The 15683-nt window shown below is 67.0% G+C and carries 16 protein-coding genes; 6 read left to right on the top strand and 10 right to left on the bottom strand.

The features are described from left to right. Nucleotides 1–101 precede the first annotated feature (101 nt). A complete protein-coding gene (locus tag BMX07_RS00190; RefSeq protein ID WP_090611579.1) occupies nucleotides 102–731 on the top strand; it encodes a phosphoribosyltransferase in 630 nt (209 codons plus the stop codon). Between the two features lie 152 nt (nucleotides 732–883). Here the strand turns inward: BMX07_RS00190 and gdhB are convergent, their stop codons facing one another. From gdhB to BMX07_RS00175, 3 genes are all read right to left on the bottom strand, one after another. Further along, the gene (gdhB, locus tag BMX07_RS00185; RefSeq protein ID WP_090611576.1) at nucleotides 884–2209 is read right to left on the bottom strand and encodes a glutamate dehydrogenase GdhB; all 1326 of its coding nucleotides are present in this window, start codon (nucleotides 2207–2209) and stop codon (nucleotides 884–886) included. Nucleotides 2210–2211: 2 nt separating this feature from the next. Continuing rightward, complete coding sequence (locus BMX07_RS00180) at nucleotides 2212–2358, bottom strand: rubrerythrin-like domain-containing protein (RefSeq protein ID WP_139210821.1); 147 nt, start codon at nucleotides 2356–2358, stop codon at nucleotides 2212–2214. 113 nt (nucleotides 2359–2471) lie between these two features. Continuing rightward, nucleotides 2472–5462, bottom strand: coding sequence for a bacterio-opsin activator domain-containing protein (locus BMX07_RS00175; protein WP_090611568.1), 2991 nt, complete (start codon nucleotides 5460–5462; stop codon nucleotides 2472–2474). A 97-nt stretch (nucleotides 5463–5559) separates the two neighbouring features. Between BMX07_RS00175 and BMX07_RS00170 the strand changes: the two genes are divergently transcribed. After that, nucleotides 5560–6222 (top strand): ERCC4 domain-containing protein, encoded by a 663-nt coding sequence (locus BMX07_RS00170; RefSeq protein WP_090611566.1) that lies wholly within the window; start codon nucleotides 5560–5562, stop codon nucleotides 6220–6222. 72 nt (nucleotides 6223–6294) lie between these two features. Here the strand turns inward: BMX07_RS00170 and BMX07_RS24075 are convergent, their stop codons facing one another. The 3 genes from BMX07_RS24075 to BMX07_RS00160 all read right to left on the bottom strand — a co-directional run bounded on the left by BMX07_RS24075 (nucleotide 6295) and on the right by BMX07_RS00160 (nucleotide 7157). Next, the gene (locus BMX07_RS24075; RefSeq protein ID WP_175480002.1) at nucleotides 6295–6468 is read right to left on the bottom strand and encodes a DUF7556 family protein; all 174 of its coding nucleotides are present in this window, start codon (nucleotides 6466–6468) and stop codon (nucleotides 6295–6297) included. 175 nt (nucleotides 6469–6643) lie between these two features. Continuing rightward, nucleotides 6644–6880: a hypothetical protein gene (locus BMX07_RS24070; protein ID WP_175480001.1), complete on the bottom strand. Its 237-nt coding sequence runs from the start codon at nucleotides 6878–6880 to the stop codon at nucleotides 6644–6646. A gap of 70 nt (nucleotides 6881–6950) precedes the next feature. After that, nucleotides 6951–7157 carry a DUF2196 domain-containing protein gene (locus BMX07_RS00160; protein WP_090611561.1) on the bottom strand — a complete coding sequence of 69 codons (207 nt, stop codon included), beginning with the start codon at nucleotides 7155–7157 and terminating at the stop codon, nucleotides 6951–6953. A gap of 300 nt (nucleotides 7158–7457) precedes the next feature. Here BMX07_RS00160 and BMX07_RS00155 point away from each other — a divergent pair, with 300 nt between their 5' ends. Next, nucleotides 7458–9869, top strand: coding sequence for an MEDS domain-containing protein (locus BMX07_RS00155; protein ID WP_090611558.1), 2412 nt, complete (start codon nucleotides 7458–7460; stop codon nucleotides 9867–9869). A gap of 72 nt (nucleotides 9870–9941) precedes the next feature. Here BMX07_RS00155 and msrB read toward each other — a convergent pair whose 3' ends face one another. The 3 genes from msrB to BMX07_RS00140 form a co-directional block, all read right to left on the bottom strand. After that, nucleotides 9942–10343: a peptide-methionine (R)-S-oxide reductase MsrB gene (msrB, locus tag BMX07_RS00150; protein WP_090611556.1), complete on the bottom strand. Its 402-nt coding sequence runs from the start codon at nucleotides 10341–10343 to the stop codon at nucleotides 9942–9944. Between the two features lie 112 nt (nucleotides 10344–10455). Further along, nucleotides 10456–10617 carry a hypothetical protein gene (locus tag BMX07_RS24065; protein ID WP_175480000.1) on the bottom strand — a complete coding sequence of 54 codons (162 nt, stop codon included), beginning with the start codon at nucleotides 10615–10617 and terminating at the stop codon, nucleotides 10456–10458. Nucleotides 10618–11052: 435 nt separating this feature from the next. Beyond that, entirely contained in the window at nucleotides 11053–12294 is a 1242-nt protein-coding gene (locus BMX07_RS00140) for a carboxypeptidase-like regulatory domain-containing protein (protein WP_090611551.1), read from the bottom strand. A 158-nt stretch (nucleotides 12295–12452) separates the two neighbouring features. Between BMX07_RS00140 and BMX07_RS00135 the strand changes: the two genes are divergently transcribed. From BMX07_RS00135 to BMX07_RS24060, 3 genes are all read left to right on the top strand, one after another. Continuing rightward, nucleotides 12453–14051, top strand: a complete 1599-nt coding sequence (locus tag BMX07_RS00135) for a bacterio-opsin activator domain-containing protein (protein WP_090611548.1) — start codon at nucleotides 12453–12455, stop codon at nucleotides 14049–14051. 104 nt (nucleotides 14052–14155) lie between these two features. Beyond that, complete coding sequence (locus BMX07_RS00130) at nucleotides 14156–15106, top strand: phytoene/squalene synthase family protein (protein WP_090611546.1); 951 nt, start codon at nucleotides 14156–14158, stop codon at nucleotides 15104–15106. 72 nt (nucleotides 15107–15178) lie between these two features. Further along, the gene (locus BMX07_RS24060; protein ID WP_175479999.1) at nucleotides 15179–15331 is read left to right on the top strand and encodes a hypothetical protein; all 153 of its coding nucleotides are present in this window, start codon (nucleotides 15179–15181) and stop codon (nucleotides 15329–15331) included. A 68-nt stretch (nucleotides 15332–15399) separates the two neighbouring features. On the opposite strand, the gene BMX07_RS24055 is transcribed toward BMX07_RS24060, so the two are convergent. Then, nucleotides 15400–15561 (bottom strand): hypothetical protein, encoded by a 162-nt coding sequence (locus BMX07_RS24055; protein WP_175479998.1) that lies wholly within the window; start codon nucleotides 15559–15561, stop codon nucleotides 15400–15402. Between the last annotated feature and the right edge of the window lie 122 nt (nucleotides 15562–15683).

The following is a 15683-nucleotide window of genomic DNA, read 5'->3' as shown; positions in this document are numbered from 1 at the left end:
TCGGCAGGCGAATTCCGGTTCGTCCCCCACGTGTGACGCCCCCACCCGTCGTGTGCGACGCAAACGCATAGTACGTCGCTGCCGTAATTGGTCGCAGGACCATGTTCGACGACAGAACCCACGCCGGCGAACGCCTCGCGGCGGCACTCGAGTCCCGCGACCTCGAGGTCGACGTCGTCCTCGGGATTCCCCGCGGTGCGCTGCCCGTCGCGCGACCGGTGGCCGACGCGCTCGAGGCCGACCTCGACGTCGTCGTCGCGCGAAAGATGGGCGCACCGCAGAACCCGGAGGTCGCGCTGGGCGCGGTCGCCAGCGACGGCAGCGTCTGGTACAACGACGACCTGATCGACCGGCTGAACGTCTCCGAGGAGTATCTCGAGCGGGTCCGCGCGGAGGAAGCCCGGAACGCGCGCGAGAAGGCCGACCGCTACCGCGAGACGGAGGAGATACCCGATCTGCAGGGAAAGCGAGTCCTGGTCGTCGACGACGGCGTCGCGACCGGCGCGACCGCGACCGCCTGCCTCCGACAGGTCCGAGAGACCGGTGCCGAGTGGGTCGCCCTGGCCGTCCCCGTGGGCTCACCGCGGGCCGTCGACGACCTCGAGCAGGAGGCCGACGACGTGATCGCCCTGGAGACGCCCGCGGACTTCCGCGCCGTGGGCCAGTTCTACCGAACCTTCGGCCAGGTGAGCGACGCGGAGGCGCTCGAGTACCTCACTCGAGAGTCGTGAACTAGGGGCGCTCGTCGATCTGGACGATTTCCGGGCTCCACGCGAAACGCTCAACCGACGTTCGGTGGCGCGCCGGGCCACGGCGAACAGACTCGTGAGCCGTGTACGTTCGGGTGAGAGAAACGCGCTCGATTACGGGTCGATACATTCGCTCAGGGCCAGAGCCCGCGCATCTCGTGCGCCTCGGCGATTCGATCGAGCGCGACCGCGTACGCGGCGTCGCGCCACGTCACGTTCCGCCGTTCGACCTCGTCTTTCAGCGCGGTCCAGGCCGTCACCATCTCGGACTCGAGTTCCTCGTTGACCCGCTCGAGGGACCACGCGCGGCGGTTGATGTCCTGGAGCCACTCGAAGTAGCTGACCGTGACGCCGCCGGCGTTGGCGAGGATGTCCGGGATCACGTGGATTCCGCGGTCCTCGAGAATGGTGTCGGCGGCGAACGTCGTCGGGCCGTTCGCGCCTTCGACGACGATGTCGGCCCCGATGGCGTCGGCGTTGTCCGCGGTGATGACGTTGCCGACGGCGGCCGGAACGAGGACGTCGACGTCGAGCTCGAGGAGGGCCGCGTTCGAGATGCGGCGCGCCCCGCCGGGGTCGTCGCCGAGAGTGGTCGCAAACTGGGTGACCGCCTCCGGTTCCTCGTCGTGGGAGGGGATCGCCGCGACGTCGATCCCGTCGGGGTCGTAGACCGCACCGTTGACGTCGCTGACGGCGACGATCGTCGCGCCCCACTCGTCGAGCAGGCGGGCGGCGTTCGCGCCGACGCTGCCGAAGCCCTGCACGGCGACGGTCGTCTCGGAGAGCGGATAGTCGTAGTACTCGCAGGTCTCCCGGGTGACGATGGCGACGCTCCGGCCGGGCGCTTCCTCGCGGCCGTAACTGCCGCCGACGCTTGGTGGCTTCCCGGTGACGACGCCGGGGATCGTCTCGCCTTCCTGCATGCTGTAGGCGTCCATCAGCCAGGCCATCGTCTGCGGGTCGGTGCCCATGTCGGGTGCCGGAATGTCCGTGTTCGGCCCGATCACGTCGCGGATTTCCTGCGTGAACCGACGCGTGAGCCGCTCCTTCTCGTCGTCGCTCAACGACTTGGGGTCGACGACGATACCGCCTTTCGCGCCGCCGAAGGGGAGATCCATCACCGCACACTTCCAGGTCATCCACATCGACAGCCCGACGCACTCGTCGCGGCTCACCTCGGGGTGGTAGCGCAGCCCACCCTTGTAGGGACCGCGGACGCTGTCGTGCTGGGCCCTGTAGCCGGTGAAGACCTCGACCGATCCGTCGTCGCGCTCGAGCGGAATCGTCACCTCGTGGACCGCAGCCGGGTGACTGAGGCGCTCGAGGACGGCGTCGTCGACGTCCAGCTGCGCGGCGACGCGGTCGAGTTGCCGGCGCGCGGTCTCGAGCGCGGTTTCGGGATCGGTCGATGCGGCCGTCGCTTCTCGGGTCGGCGGCGAAGAACGTTCCTGAGAGGACATAGTTACTCGATCGGTGTGCGTCGATTGCGCATCTCTGCGCCGCACTTGGGACAGGCGTTCGGCGAGGTCGTACTGACGACGGTTCCACAGTCGAAGCACTCGTAGGTCGATTCCGACTCCGGATCGAGTTCGGCGTCTTTGTAGCTCATGATGGTAACGACGAGCGGATCAGATTCGGCCGTTCGTCGCATTCAGGAATACAAGGTATATTAGGATGAGTATATCCGTCAGATAACTAGCGGCGGCGAGCCAGCGAGGTTCACTATTCAACCCCTGGTGCAGCGTTTGCCGGCAGTCCGATCTCGTCGAAGACGACTTCGAAGAGTTTCCGCTGGGCGGTCCGGACGTGCCGATAGAAGGCGGCCGGCGAAATATCGAGGGCCGCGGCGACGTCTTCGCCCGAATTTTCGCGGGGCGATTCGAAGTAGCCGCCGTAGTACGCGAACTGGACGACCTCGAGCTGTCGGTCCGTGAGCCGGTCACGGAGCTTCGCGTCGAGATCGCGGGGCGTCGTGCGTTCGACCGTCCGTTTCGATCGGAGATCGACGTCCGCAAACACCGTCGAGAGGATGTCGGCGCTCTCCCTCGCGTCGACGGGCCGCGGAACGTCGACCACGACTCGAGCGGTCGAGGGGGTCGCTTCGATGCCGCGCAACAGCACCCCGTGATCGGCGAGTCGGAGGGCGAGTGCCGGCCGCGAGAGGTGCAGGAGGACTGCGCCGCCGAGATCGGCGTCCGCGTCGCTCCCGTCGGCGATCGACTCGTCGTCTCCGATCCCGAGTCCGTCGCTGCTGATGACCCGCGCGCGCTCGACGGTGACGAGGTCCTCGGCCGCGGTCGCGACGGCGGCCGGCGGTGCACCGTCGACGGTCACGAACACCGACGCCCCGTCCTCGTCCTGACGAACGCTCCCGTCGAACGAGAGCACGGCGTCGCTCCGCCGGGCGAGACGGGCGAAGACGAACGTGTCGTCGGTCACCTCGAACTCGAGTCGCGTGCTCGCGCCCGAGACGAGCGCGCGCTTGCGCTCGACCGCGGCGATCGCGGACGCGATCGTCTCGCCGAGTTCCGCGAGGACGGCGCGGATCATGTCGTCGAACGCCTCGGGCCGGTCGGCGTAGACGGTCAGGACGCCGTACGTGAACTCGTCGTAGGAGAGCGGCACGCTCACGGCGGACTGATACTCGCAGGCGAGCGCCGCCGACCGCCACGCCTCGTCGCGGAGTCCGTTCGCGACGTTCGGGACGACGGTCACGTCGCGATCGGTCGCCGTCCTGACCGCGGGCTCGGTCGCGTCCGCGAGCGAGAGCGAAACGCTGTCGAGGTACTCCCGGCCCTCGGCCGCACCGCCGTGGGCCCGCGACTCGAGGCGGTCGCGACCGGCGTCGACGGTCCCGATCCAGGCGAACGAGAACCGGTCGGCGGCCGTGAGCCGGTCGCAGACCGCGCGTTCGATTTCGTCGCGGGTCTCCGCCCGGACCAGTGCCTGATCGAGGTCCCTGATGATCTCGTTGATCCCGTTGAGGCGCGTGAGCTGGCGGTTCTGCCGCTCGAGTTCGCGGTCCCGCTCGCGCAGCGTTCCCTCCCGCTCGACCCGGTCGAGCGCGGCCTCCGCGGTCGCCGCGAGGAGGTCGGTCAGCTCGCGGGACACGTCGTCGAACGCGTCGGACTCGGCCGATCCGACGACGAAGACGCCGTGATCGCCCAGCGGGATGTACGCGGCGCTTCGCAGGTCGGTCCCCGGACTCGAGAGCGAGGGTGCGTCGTGAACGTCGGCGAAGAATCGGCTCTCGCCGTCGACGAAGACGCGACCGGGAATACTGTCGTTCGTCGCCCGGTGGTCGCGGACCGGACCGTGTAACCGCTCCATCCCCGGCGCGGCCGCGGCCGGCCGCAATACGCTCTCGTCCGTGTCGAACAGGTACGCCGCGCTCGCCTCGCAGTCGAGGACGTCCGTCGCGTCTTCGACGACGATGTCGGCGATTTCGCGATCGGTTTCGGCGTACAGGAGTTCGCGTGCGGTCCGGTGGAGCGCCGTCAGCGCCTCCTCGCGGCGCTTTCGCTTCGTGATGTCGCGGCAGCTGTAGAGGGTGGTCCCACCCTGAATCGAGACCTCGCGAACGTTGACCAGCAGCGTGTGTTCGCGCCCGGCCCGGTCGGTCGCCGTACACTCGAGGTTGGTCAACACGCTCGCCGCCTCGAGCTCCTCGCGGTCGAAGAGATCCGACCCGAGCAGCTCGTCGATCGTCCCCAGCTCGCGGATCTCGTCGTCGGAGTAGCCGAAGATGAAGTGGACGTTCGGACAGACGTAGGTGAACTCGCCGTCGTCGTCCGTGATGAGGACGGTATCGGTCATGTTGTTGAGCGTCACCCGGTGGAGCTCTTCGGATTCGCGAAGCTCCCGCTCGAGTCGGACGCGTTCGGTGACGTCGGTCGCCCGCGCGAGCAGCGAGACGACGCCCCCGGACTCGTCGCGGACCGGTCGGACCGTCACCTCGAACGTCTGGTCTCTCGGGTCCGCGGTCTCGCGCGGGGAGCCGCCGTCTCCCTCGGTCGTCCCGGCACCGTTGGCGCGAACCGGCGTCAGTTCTCGGTGTGCGATCTCGCCGCTCGCCGCTCGCTCGATCGCGTCCCGGATCGCCGCGCTTCCGTTCGCGGTCCCCTGCCACCAGGGTAGTTCCTGCACGGGCCGGCCACGAACGTCGCTCGCGGCCGCGCCGATCGCCTCGAGCGCCGGTTCGCTGGCCCGCCGAACGGTCCCGTCCGGCTCGAGTACCCACGAGTACGTCTCCGGGTCCTCGAAGATCGCGTCGAACCGTTGCGCGCGCTCCCGCCGGCGTCGCCGCTCGCGGCCCGTCGAGAGGGCCCGTTCGACCGCCGCTCGGCAGTCCTCGATCGGATCGTCCGCGGCGGCGTCTCGCGACACGTACTCCGTGACACCCGCAGCGACGGCCTCGCTGGCCAGCGACTCGTCGCCGTCGGTCGGGGAGAGTACCACCGGGAGGTCGGGACGGTGCTCCCGAACCGCTTCGAGGAGCACCAGTCCGGTCGATTCCACGCCCGGAAGGGACTGTCCGGTCAGGAGACAGTCGACGGCGTGGCTCTCGAGATGGTCGAGCGCGTCGGCCGCGGTCGCCACCGCCGTCACGTCGAACGCGTCGTCGTAGCGCGCGGGGTCGAGCGCACCGGCTCTCCCTTCGGGGGGCGCGACGACGAGCAGCCGGTCCTCGTCGCGCGTTCGTGCGGAAACCATTCGTCGCCGGTACGGGTTCCTGGGGATAGAAAGCATCGGTCCGGTCGCGCTCGCTGCGACCGACACCCGTTCATCGCTCGAGCGCGTCCGGTCCGGTATGCGCGTTGCTGTCACCGTCGACGACCGGGAGCCCGCCGGGCTCGTCGAGGCGGTTCGACGCCACGCCGACGTCACCGAGGTGCGCGTCGAGCGGCTCGCGAGCGGCGACCTCGCGATCGGGTCGGTCGGGTTCGAACGCAAGACGCCCCGCGATTACGTCACCAGCGCCGTGGGTCGGGCCGGTTCGGACCTCACCGATCAGGTCGAGCGGATGGCCACCGCGTACGACCACTCGTACGTCCTGCTCGAGGGGGAGTTCGCCGACCTCGAGTCGCTGCGAACGACCGTCTCGCCGGCGTCGATTCGGGGATCGATGGCCTCGATCACCGCCCGGCAGGGGGTGCCCGTCGTCCCCTGTACGGACCGCCGACGACTGGTCGACTTCGCGATCCGACTCGGGCGGAAACACGCGGAGGACCCCACGACCGACCGGCTACCGGTCGGCTCGGTCCCGAGCCGTCGCGAGCCCACGACGAAGCGGATATACGGCTGTATCGAGGGCATCGGTCCCGAACTCGCGGCGACGCTGTACGATCGGTATCCGAGCGTCGAAGCCCTGCTCGAGGCGGGTCGCGAGGACCTGACGCGTATCGACGGGATCGGCGAAGTGCGAGCGAACACCATCGCCGCCGCGTTCCGAACGGATGGTACCCGCGAGTGAGCGATGGACGACCGACGGCCGCGGGACGGTCGCCGAAAACGCGATCCGTCGAGCGGCGGCTCCCCGAAGCAGCTATCGCCACTCCTCGAGCGAGGCGGCGGCGGTTTCGGATATGGCGATCCAGCTGTCGTCCTGTGCGATATCGGCGACGACGAGATGCGGATTGCCGTCGATTTCGTCGACCGCTGCGACGACGTCACCCGTCTCGCTCGAACGACTTCCGATCGACTCTGCTTCGGGCCCCATAGTCGGATGTATCGTTCTCCCAACCATGAATGTGTCGATACCGCTCTAGAAGGTGCTTGAACACTCGTCTTTTTGCGCCATATATTTGAATTTCTCAATCAAAATGCCGGGAAAGTTAGACGCGATCGGTGAGGAAGCTCGGTCGAATCGTCACGCGTACGTCGACCGCAACCGCTCACAGGGGGACCCACTCAGTCTCCGGACCGACGAGATCGGCGAGAACCGCATCGAGGACGGCCCCGAGCAGCAGCCAGCGGCTGCCGACGTACACCCACGTCAGTACCGTATCGAACGCGTGAGACGCGAGGCCGGCGGCGGGGACGCCGAGTTGGCGTTCGCGGGCGACGGCGGCGACGTCGTGAACGAGCCCGGTGAGACTCGAGTCGCGCATCCCCCGCCGTCGCCGTCGCATCGGAAACCGCTTCGGCCGGCGAAAGACCCAGGGCCCGTCGACTGCCCGGGTGCGTGAACCGCGGCGATCGCTACTCGTCGGGGGCGACCGACCGAACGTGACCGACGACGCCGCTTTTCAACTTGACGTGCGGCCCCTCGGGGTCGTCACCGTGGATCGTCCCGACCTCGCCGATGATCGGCTCCGTATCCTCGGACTGGGGGTCCGCGTCGTCCTGCACGATTTCGACGGTCATCCCCTGTCGCAGTTCCGCAGCGGTCGGTCGTTCGTTGGACATGGGCGGAGGTGAGCCAGGCGGATCGAAAAGGATACTGCCTGCACTCGCTAGTCCGCCGATCAGCCGTTCCTTCGTCCAACGACTGGCGGCTCGGTCAGTAGCGCCCCGATAGTGTCACTGTTCCGACGCCGTTTGACCGGCGCGCTTATCCGCGTGTGTCCAGTGTCTGTCTGTAGAACGACGGAGGCGTGCAGTCGCTCCGGACGGCCGCTCACTCCGCGCGAACGACGACCGCTGGCGGATCACGGACGACCCGATCCGTCGCCGAGTCGACTATCTACGGCTACTCGAAACGTCCCAATGAGCCACCCGATACAAAACACCGACGCCGACGTGCTCGGACTCGACACAGGTCTCGAAGCACTGCAAGCGAGCCCAGCGTTCGACGGCCCCGTCGAACCGGTCCCCGAACACAGCTCGTACGACCATCTGGCCCTCCTCTACGAGACGCAGGCCGAACAGTTCGCGACGGCAATCCCCTACGTCACGCAGGGACTCGAGCGCGGCGAACGCTGTCTCTACATCGCCGACGAAAACGACGTCGAAACGATCCTCGCGGCGCTTCGGGACGCCGGCGTCGACGTCGACGGCGCGCTCGAGTCGGGCGCGCTGACGGTCCACACCGCGCAGGAGTCCTACCTCCGGAACGGGGCGTTCGACCCCGACGACATGATCGCGTTCCTCTCCGATGCGATCGACGAGGCCGCGACCGACTACGAGGGGCTCCGAATCACCGGCGAGATGACGTGGGTGTTCGGCGACGATCCCCCGCTCGAGAAGCTCATCGAGTACGAAGCCAAGCTCAACCGCTTCCTCCCGGACGCCGACGGGATCGCGCTCTGTCAGTACAATCGCGAGCAGTTCTCCGCGGAGATCGTTCGGGACATCATCAAGACCCACCCGCATCTGATCGCCGACCAGACGGTCTGTCAGAATTTCTACTACACGCCGCCCGAGGAGTTCTTCGGACCCGACCAGCCCGAGCGCGAAATCGACCGGATGATGGGGACGTTACTCGACCGCACCGAAGCGCGGGCCGAACTACAGGACCACCACCGGTATCTCGAGCGGCAGACGGAAATCACAGCCAACACCGACCGCTCGTTCGAGGAGAAGCTACAGGAGCTCTTCGACCTCGGCTGCGAGCGGTTCGACCTCGAACTCGGGGCGATGGCCCGCGTCGATACCGACGACGACTGGTTCGAAATCGAGCACGTCAGCGACGACCACGCCCACTTCGAGCCCGGCGTCGAACTCCCGCTGTCGGAGACGTACTGTCACGCCGCCACCGACGTCGAAACCACCCGAAGCGTGTCGGACCCGCGACGCGAGGGGTGCGACGATCTGACCGTCTACGAGGAGTTCGGTTTGCGGGCGTATCTCGGCACCTCCCTCCCCGTCGAGGGGGGGAACGACCGGACGTTCTTTTTCGTTTCCGACGAGCGACGAGACACGGACTTTACCGACGGCGAACTGACCTTCCACCGCCTGCTGGGACAGTGGGTGAAATACCAGCTCGAGCAGGAGCAACGGGAGTCCAACGAACGAACGCTGTACGAGATCGCGGCCGATCCGGACCGCTCGTTCGACGAGAAGCGACAGGCGATGCTCGAACTGGGCTGTGAACGCTTCGATCTCGAACTCGGCGGGATGGCCCGCATCGATCCGGCTACCGACTCGTTCGAAGTGGAAGCCGTCAGCGACGACCACGACCACCTCACGCCAGGTACACAGGTGCCACTCTCGGAGACCTACTGTCGGTTGACCGTCGACGGCGAGCAGACGGCCAGCGTGACCGATCCCGTCGACGCCGGGTTCGGCGGCACCCTCGCCTACGAGGAGTTCGGCGTCAAGACGTATCTCGGCACGCAGATCGAACTCGAGAACGCGCCCGACCGGACGCTCTTCTTCGTCGGATCGGACCCGCAGAACCGGGCGTTTACCGACGCCGAGCGGACGTTCCACCACCTCCTGTCGCAGTGGATGCAGTACGAACTCGAGCGAAAGCAACGCGAGCGGGCACTCGAGGAGTCCAACGAGCGCCTGGAGCAGTTCGCCTACGCCGCCTCACACGACCTGCAGGAACCGCTCCGGATGGTGACGAGCTATCTCCAGTTGCTCGAGGGTCGATACGACGACGCCTTCGACGCGGACGGCCGGGAGTTTCTCGGGTTCGCCGTCGACGGGGCCGAACGCATGCGAGACATGATCGACGGGTTGCTCGCGTACTCCCGGGTCGAAACGCGAGGCGATCCGTTCGAACCGATGGAGCTCGAGACGGTTCTCGAGGACGTCCTCGACGACTTGCAGCTACAGATCGGGGAGCGCGACGCCGAGGTCACGGCGGAACGGCTCCCGCGCGTCGACGGTGACGCGAGCCAGTTGCGGCAAGTGTTCCAGAACCTGCTATCGAACGCGATCACGTACAGCGGCGACGAGCCGCCGCGGGTGCACGTCGGTGCGAAGCGGCGGGGACGAGAGTGGGTGATCTCGGTCCGCGACGAGGGGATCGGAATCGACCCGGCGGACCACGATCGCGTGTTCACGGTCTTCGATCGCCTTCACAGCCACGAGGAGTACGAGGGAACGGGACTCGGGCTCGCGCTCAGTCAGCGGATCGTCGAGCGCCACGACGGCGACATCTGGGTCGACTCGAAGCCCGGCGAGGGGGCGACGTTCTCGTTCACGCTCCCCGCGTGCACCGATCGGTAGGCCGCGACCGGGCCCGTCTTGCCGACCGGTGATCTCCGGAAGGCGTCACGCGCTCGACGTCCCGCGGCCTGATTATTCGTCGTCGAACTCGAGGGCGGCGGAGTTGATGCAGTAGCGCTTGCCCGTCGGATTGGGGCCGTCTTCGAAGACGTGGCCGAGGTGGCCGCCGCAGTTGGCACACAGGACTTCGGTGCGGCGCATCCCGTGGCTGGTGTCGGTTCGGGTTTCGATCCGGTCGTCGTCGGTGTCGTAGAAGCTCGGCCAGCCACAGCCGGACTCGAACTTCGTTTCGGAGTCGAACAGTTCGGCCCCGCAGCCGACACAGGCGTACGTTCCGTCCGCCTTGTGATCGACGTACTCGCCGCTGAACGGCGTTTCGGTGCCCGCCTCGCGGAGGATTCGGTACTCCTCGTCGCTCAGCCGGTCGCGCCACTCGTCGTCGCTCGTCGGAAGCTGATCTGCCTCGTTGCTCATGGGCACCGATAGGGTCGAGACACTCAAGAGTCTGTCTGCGCGAGCGACCGTCGATCGGTTCGAATCGGGGTCGGTATCGGACCCTGGAGCTCGCCGACCGGGGGGACCGCAGTCACCGACTGGTGATGATGTCCGTGCTCTCGCAGTGTGGACACTGGGTCATCCGGCCCAGTTTCGGGACCTCGATCCGTCGCCACTCGTCGTCTCCGCCGGGCGCTTCGAACCCGCAGTTGCGACACCGTGACCGGTCGTGGGTGACCTGGTTGCTAGCCATATCACGATAGATGTCACAGACTACCATATGCGTTTGTCAAACCGGTGACGACTGTCACGGACGCCAACGGGTCGCACGATCGATCGCGGCACGACGATCGATCGCGACCACGACCGCGTTTGACAGGGTCGAGCGCGGACGAGCTGCGAATCCGGAGCGGTCCACAGTGACGCGTTCCGTCTCCGAACCGTGCTGTCCTCGTGTGCATTTCGATCGGAGATCACCTCGTCGGATCGGCCACCGTCTTCGAGCACCCGTGACGGGGAATCGTCACTGAACACCCCCTGCCCGAATCCGCCGCTCGGATCGTCGTTCGGGCGGGTCAGTATCCCAACACGCCTGATCTCCGTGCAAGCTGTCCACAAACGACCACATAAGCGTTGTCTAACATGTCACTTGGAGGAATTGTAGGGCGATCGACCGACGGCCGGACCCCTACGACCGACGGAGAGCGATCAGTCCGCCGACGAACGCGGCGACTGCGATCGCTGCGGTCGACGGCCCGAAGCCGGGCATCCCGTCCCCAGCCGCCGGGTCATCAGCGTCGGTACGTTCCGTCTCGTTCTCGTCGCTCCCTTCGTCCGCGCCGTCCTCACCGTCCGCGTCCGGATCGATACCCTCGACGACGACCGAGTCCGACGTCGTCCCGTCGGCTTCGGCCACGAACTCGAGCTCGCCCGCCGTTTCGACCGGTACCGACGCCGATCCCGCGGCGTCGGTCGTCGCGACGGTCGAACCGTCGACGCGAACGGTCGCACCCTCGACGGGGTCGCCGTACTCGTCGGTAACCGTGACACCGACGGTCTCGCCGAGGATCACGCGCTCGTTCGACGTCTCGAGGGCCAGTGTCGGCGTCCGTTCGATCCCGTAGCTCCGGCTCGTATCGGACTCGCCGACCGACAGCTCCCGCTCGAGCGTCCCGTACCCCTCGGCCTCGACGACGACGGTGTACTCCGTGTTGACGGACAGATCGATACGTCGCTCGCCGTTCTGGTTCGTCGAGATAGTCGAATCCCGCTCGCCGTCGTTCAGGACGGTCACGTCGGCCGCGAGGGGCTCCTCGAGAACGGCGTCGGTGATCGCGAACGAGACTTCTGCGGTCCCCGGCTCGATGTCGACGGACGCATCGTCGACCGCCGCGAGGTCGACGGTGGTCGATTCCTCGTAGTAGCCGGGTTTCGTGACGGTGACGTCGTAGACGCCGGTCTCGAGGTCGTCGACCGCGAAGATGCCATCACTGTCGGTCGTCCCCTCGGCCGCCGCGCGGTCGTCGCCGCGTTTGGTGAGCGTGACCGTCGCGGACTCGACCGGGTCGTCGTCCGCCACGACAGCGATTTCGCCGTCCGTCGGCGGATAGACCGTGACGGTTTCGGTCGTGTGGTTGGTGACCGTTCCGATCTCCACGGGATTGTTCCGGACGTACTCCTCGTCGTCGACCGCGATCGAGACGTCCGCCCCGCTCGGAACGTCGATGAGTGCCCGCCCGTTCGACGCCGTTTGCTCTGTCGATTCCCCACCGTCCCACGCGACGGTCACCGACGCACCGCCGACGTCGCTCCCGTCGTCGGCGACGACGTGGACGGTGACCGTCACGTCCCCGTTCGATTGGGCGGCCCCGACGCCGACGAACGTCGTCAGACAGACCGCCACGGCGACGAGGACCACCAGGCGATTCATAGCTGCGAGTGGATATCGCACTCACTTAAATTTCACTCACTGGCCGTCTCTATTCCAGTCACGACCGCGTCGAATAGACGATCGATTCCCGCGACTCGACCGCCGATCGCAGTCCGGAAGCCATTCGGTTAAGATGATCCCGACCGAACCGTCTAGCGATGGCTTCTCGGAACGACCTCGCCGCATCGGCTCTCGAGACCCTCCCGATAACCGCCGCCGTCATCGACGAGACGGGAGAGATTCTATTGACGAATCAATCGTGGCGCGCGTTCAGTCCCGAGACCCAGACCGACCACGTCGGCGTCGATTACATCGCGATGGTCACGGCTGCGGACGACGAACACGCTCGCCGAGCGCTCGAGGGGATCGAGGCCGTCGTGGAAGGGGACCGCGACTCGTTCGCGATGGAGTACCCGTGTCACTCGCCGGACCAAAAGCAGTGGTTCCTGATGCGGGTCAGCCCCTTCACCGACGGCGACCGTCGACTGGTCTCGCTCGTTCACCTCGAGATCACCGACCGGAAACTCGCCGAGATCGCTGCCGAGGAGAACGCCGAGCGAGTCCGCGAGGAACGACGGGCGCTCGAACACGTCCTCGAGCGCGTCGACGGACTCGTCCGCGACGTCACCGACGCCGCCGTCAGCGCGGAGACCCGTGACGCGATCGAACGCGACGTCTGTGCGCGCCTCGCCGAGACCGATCCCTACGTTCTCGCCTGGATCGGTCGGACCGACGTCACGAACCGACGACTCACGCCCCGCGAGTGGGCCGGCGAGGACACCGTTCCGCTCGAGACCGACGAACTCGTGCTCGGTACCGACGAAACGCATCCCGCCGTCCGGGCGTTCACGGACGGCGAGCCGCAGGTGATCCAGGACCTCGCGGCGTTCGACGACGCCGACCGCTGGTGGCCGACCGGAGCCGACGAACACCTTCACTCGGTTATCGCACTGCCGCTCACGTACGGCGACGTCACCTACGGCGTTCTCGTCGTGCTCGCCGACGAATCCGGCGCGTTCGACGAACGTGAGCGGTTCGTCCTCGAGTCGCTGGCCGAAACGATCGCGACCGCGATGAACGCACTCGAGGTCAGACGGATGCTCACGACCGAGACCGTCGTCTCGATCGAGCTGACGATCGAGGACCCGTCGCTGTTCGTCACGAGAGTAGCCGACGCCGTCGACGCGGCGATCAGCTACCGCGGGCTGACCACCGACGCGGACGGGACGCCGCTCTGTTTTCTCCACGCCGACCGCGAGATAGACGCCGACGGCGTGGCGAGCCCGTTTCCAGACGGACACGACGTCACGCTCCTCTCCGGAGACGAGAGCGGCACCGTCCTCGAGGTCGCCGTCGGAGACGGAATCGTGACCGCGCTGAGCGAGCACGGCGGCGTGATCCGGGAGTTCACGGCCGCCGACGGAGTCGCCGACCTGACCGTCGACCTGCCCAACGGACGGTCCGCGCGGTCCGCGTACGACGCCCTCGAACGCCGGTACGACCGCGTCGAACTCGTGCGGTACCACGAGACCGAAGAACCGACGCGGGCGACCGAGGACGTCACGGCGCGGCTCGAGTCGTCGCTGACCGATCGACAGCTCACGGCGCTCCAGAAGGCCTACTACGCCAACTACTTCGAGTGGCCCCGGGACGTCTCGGGCGAGGAACTGGCCGCGTCGATGGACATCTCCCGATCGACGTTCCATCAGCACCTCCGGACGGCCCAGCGCAAGCTGCTCGACGAACTGTTCGAGTGACCCGGCGACCGGGTCCCTGAACATAGTGAGGGAGTGGTATTTTATATACACCTGTCGTATCGTATACATCCGTTCAGTGGCAGGCGGGATTACCGGGACACAGAATGCAACAGGAACATATCGACGCAGGAAAGGCGATACAGAAGCGGACCGGGAAGACGTTCTATCTCGCGACGCGATTTCTCCCCGAGCGAGTGCGACACGCCACGCACGTCCTCTACGCGTTCTTCCGTATCGCCGACGAGGTCGTCGACGACGCCGACGGCGTCCCGCCGGAAACCCAGCGGGCCCAGCTCGAGGACCTTCGGGCACAGGCGCTCGGCGAAGCGCCGCCCGACGACCCCGTTCTCGAGGCGTTCGTGGAACTCACGGAGCGATACGGGATCGCGGACGCGGAGATCGACACGTTCGTCGACGCGATGGCCGCCGACATCGAGACCGACCGGTACGAGACCTACGCCGACCTCGAGTCCTACATGCGCGGCTCGGCGGCGTCGGTCGGGGTCATGATGACCGCGATCATGGAGCCGGAGGCGGAGGAAGCCGCGCTGCCCCACGCCGTCAAACTCGGCGAGGCGTTCCAGATGACGAACTTCCTTCGCGACGTCCGGGAGGACGTCCGCGAGCGGGATCGAATCTACATTCCACAGGAGACGCTGCGAGAGCACGGCGTCGATCCCGCACAGATCGAGCGCCTCGAACACTCCGAGTCGTTCGCCGCGGCGATGGCCGACGAACTTCACCGCACGGAGGAGCTCTATCGCGAGGCCGTCGCGGGCATCCGGTACCTGCCGGAGGACTGTCAGCTCCCGGTCCTGCTGGCCGCGGTCCTCTACGCGGAGCACCACACCGTCATCCGCGCACAGGAGTACGACGTCCTCTCCCGCGAGCCGTCGCTGTCGACGACCCGGAAGCTGTGGTGTCTCGCGAAGACGCGCTGGCACTGGCACTGGAACCGCGATCCGGAGGCGGTGTTCCAGCGGGTCTCGGCGGTGCCGACCGCCGAGCGCGAGCGGCTGGGTCCGGAACACGGCGACGGCGTTCCGACTCGGTAGCGATCGTCCGCTTATCAATCCCCACGATATAGTGGCTGTTCGTTCGTCTTCCCGGCGGCCGAAGTCCGACGTATGTCCGCGGAATCCAACTCGGAGATCGTCGACCAGGAACGACGACTGGCCAAAACGACAGCGATTAGCCTCGGCATGTGGCTCGCCCTGACGATGGCCGCCGTGGTCCTGTTGCTCCTGTTCGGCGACGCCATCTCGAGCCTGGTCGTCTGACCGACCGGTCGAACCGCGCCGTCCGCTCCGTGCTCGTCGCCTCGGACGGCGCGGTTCGACGCCCCGGGTTACTCGGAGATGTCGTCGGTAGTCAGGGCCGTCGTCTCGGCGACGATGAGCTTCGCCAGTTTGCGCTTGGAGTGGTCGGCGAACAGATGCTCCTCGAGTTGCTGATCGACGGGCGGCGGCTCCCGACAGACCGGACACTCGACCGTCTCTTTGGTCGCCATACCGAGAGAACACGTCTCGAGACGAAAAGCGGAATGCCGGCATACTCCTCCCGTGGCCGTGGGTCCCGGAGCGAGCGGCGTCGATCCCGCCGCCGCCGAGAGTCGCCCACGTCGCGCATCAC

It is taken from the genome of Natrinema salaciae, from assembly GCF_900110865.1.
GTDB lineage: Archaea > Halobacteriota > Halobacteria > Halobacteriales > Natrialbaceae > Natrinema > Natrinema salaciae.
Note: the sequence above shows the minus strand (reverse complement) of the source record. Positions and strands in the feature narration are given on the sequence as shown.